This window comes from Herbaspirillum sp. CF444 (assembly GCF_000282135.1).
Taxonomy (GTDB): Bacteria; Pseudomonadota; Gammaproteobacteria; order Burkholderiales; family Burkholderiaceae_D; genus Herbaspirillum.
Map to the genome: position 1 here is coordinate 1 of NZ_AKJW01000001.1, position 2,810 is coordinate 2,810.

3 protein-coding genes are annotated in these 2,810 nt (G+C 61.8%); all 3 read right to left on the reverse strand.

Translation table 11 applies throughout. From position 1 onward, the window contains the following. Positions 1–127: 127 nt before the first annotated feature. Positions 128–1,066: a delta(1)-pyrroline-2-carboxylate reductase family protein gene (locus PMI16_RS00005; RefSeq protein WP_007875132.1), complete on the reverse strand. Its 939-nt coding sequence runs from the start codon at positions 1,064–1,066 to the stop codon at positions 128–130. Positions 1,067–1,069: 3 nt separating this feature from the next. Then, a complete protein-coding gene (gene lhpH, locus PMI16_RS00010; RefSeq protein WP_007875133.1) occupies positions 1,070–2,080 on the reverse strand; it encodes a trans-3-hydroxy-L-proline dehydratase in 1,011 nt (336 codons plus the stop codon). 258 nt (positions 2,081–2,338) lie between these two features. Beyond that, positions 2,339–2,810: branched-chain amino acid ABC transporter substrate-binding protein (locus PMI16_RS00015; RefSeq protein ID WP_007875134.1), on the reverse strand; the 472-nt coding region annotated here is incomplete at its 5' end.

Below are 2,810 nucleotides of genomic sequence, written 5' to 3' on the forward strand. Positions count from 1 at the left end.
TTGCTGGATGAATATGTCCATATGTCTCCTATGCTCCCTTTTTTTCCGCTCTGCTTGTTGCGGAGCGGTTCTTTGTAAATCTGAAAAAGAAAATTTCCCTGCGTCAGGTCGGTTCAGGCCTGCAGCTTCAGGTCTGCAACATATCGCGCACCACGCGCGCGGCCGCCAGATCCCATGATGCCTGCCCCACGGTTTTGAATACCGGCATGCCGCGATCCAACGGCAGCGGTTCGCCGCGACCGGCAAGGACGTCGCCAATGTTGCGCACGCGACTCCAGTCGACGCCGGCCTGAATCAGGTCGCCCGCCTCGTGCCTGGCGCCCTCCACATCGTCGACGACGATGGTGCGTTCGGCCAGCAAGGACGCCGGGAATTCCACCATGTCGGGCTTGAAGGCGCCGACGCCGATGGCCAGCGTATGCGGCGCAAGCCTGGCCGGAATTACGGCGGTCCGCGATGTAGTCAGGGCGATCAGCACGTCGGTGGCGGGCAAGTCGTTTTGCATCGCGTCCGCAGACAGCGGGCTGGCGACGATGCCGCGCTCGATGTGACGCGTGCTGAGTTCGCTGCAAAACGCCTGGGTGCGGGCGATGTCGCGCGCCACGATCCAGAATTGCGTGACGCCGAAATATTCCACCAGCGCGTCGGCATGCGCCGCCGATTGCACGCCGGTGCCGATCAGCAGCGCCGACTTCGGCCTGGCCGGCGCCAGCGTCTGGATGCCGAGCAAGGTCATGGCAGCAGTGCGGCGCGCGGTCACGGTCGGGCCGTGCAGCAAGGCGATGCGGCGGCCGGTCTGGGTTTCGAAAACCACGACCTCGCCCTGGATCACCGGCAAGCCGTGTCTGGCATTGTCGGCGTGGACGGTGATCAGTTTGGTGACGCTGAGATCCGGACTGACGGCCGGCATGCTGAGCAGCACGCTGGCGGCATCGATCGGTACGACCTGGCGGTCGGGTGCGGTGATCTGGCCGCCGGAGTATTCCTGCGCGGCTCGCGCCAGCGCCGGCACCAGGCGGTCGAACGGCAAGGCGTCGGCGGTTTGTTGGGCGTCGAGAATATGCATCGATTACCTCAGGAAGAAGCCGGTCGGGAACGGGTCGGACTCTTCCAGCACCCATTGGTTGGTGCTCATGATGTGCGCCGAACCGGTGACTTCGGTGAAGACGGCGTCGAGCTCGCCGACCTTGGTGGTGCCGGTGACCTTGACGCCGAAATTGCTGCCGACGATGCTGCCGTTGACGTAGTTCTGATTGAGCGCCAGCTTGCCGCGCTGGAACAATTGCGCCGCGCGGCCGGAGGTGCCGGTGCCGGTCGGCGAACGGTCGACTTCGCGGTCGGCGAAGATGCAGACGTTGGACTGGTCGGCCCCGGGGAAATTGGGTGCGCTGTCGATGATGGTGCCGTACAGCGTGTTCAGGCCCGGCTCCAGCGGATGCCGGATCTGGACCTTGGCTTTGACGGCGGCCTTGGTCTCGGCGCCGAGCTGGATCAGCTGGCGCACCAGTTCCGGCTTGACGGTCAAGTTAGCCTGGTCGGCATTGATGTAGTAGTAGAAGGCGCCGCCGAAGACGATGTCGCCGGTGATCTTGCCGAAGCTGGGGGTGTCGACTTCGACGTCGCGCTGATAGATGAAGGACGGCACGTTCTTGAAGGTGACCTTGCCGGCGCGCTGGCCATCCCACTCCACGCTGGCATCGATGAAGCCGGCCGGCGCGTCGAAGCAGATGCGGGTGACCGGTGAAGTGCGCTCGACATAGCCCATCTCGACCAGCACTTTACCCAGCGCGATGATGCCGTGGCCGCACATGTCGCTGTAGCCTTCGTTGTGGATAAAAATAACGCCGAAATCGGCATTCGGCGTCAGTGGCGGAAACAGGTAAGCCCCGTACATGTCGGCGTGGCCGCGCGGCTCGTTCATGAGAAACTGGCGCAGGTCGTCACGATTTTCCTTGAGCCAGCTGCGCTTTTCGAGGATGGTCGCGCCGGGTACTTGCGGCAGGCCGGACACGAGGATGCGCAAGGGTTCGCCGCCGGTGTGGGCGTCGATGGTCTGGACCGTACGGGTGTAACTGAGCATGAAACTTCCTTCTGCAAAATTAGAACCCATTTCATCAACGGGCAGTGTATTGCATTTCCGATTGCGTGCGCCGTATTGGTGATACGGATGCATCAATGCCTTGTCTAATCCGAAAGATAAGACTATGGCTGTCTCCGGCCCTGCTGCACTGCAGAGGGCCGGGGATGAACTACCTGGACTACCTGGGGATCATTTCAGGGAAGCAATCGCAAGGCTGCGAGTGTTCCCTGGCAGAAATGAAACGTGGAAAATGACCGATTAGTAGCTGGTCAAAGCAACCGGCACGCCGTCCTTGAAGCGGAAGATCGTCACTGGCGATTGCTTCAGGTCATGCTTGTCGTCGAACTCGTACTGACCTGCCACGCCTTTGTATTTGATCTTGGCCAGCGCGGGGCCGTAGAGCTTCGGTTCAACAGAATTTGCCGCCTTCATTGCCTGGGCGATGACCATCATGCCGTCATAGAACGAGACTGCGTAGACTTCCGCAGGACGACCGAACTTCTTTTGGTAGTCGTCAGCGAAAGCCTTGCCTTCCTTGGCCTTCTCCAGCATGGTGCCGCCTTGGGTACAGTAGACGCTTTCGCCGATGGCGTCGCCGCCCAGACGGCCCATTTCAGGCGAGCAGATGCCGTCGCCGCCCATCAGCAGCGCGTCGATGCCCAGTTGCTTCATCTGACGCTTGATCGGGCCGCCTTGCGGCGCGTAGCCGCCGATGAACACGGCTTTCGGC

Bases quoted from the DNA above. Each gene is read 5' to 3' on its own strand.
- PMI16_RS00005 (WP_007875132.1), bottom strand. From the start codon at position 1,066: ATGCATATTCTCGACGCCCAACAAACCGCCGACGCCTTGCCGTTCGAC.
- lhpH (WP_007875133.1), bottom strand. From the start codon at position 2,080: ATGCTCAGTTACACCCGTACGGTCCAGACCATCGACGCCCACACCGGC.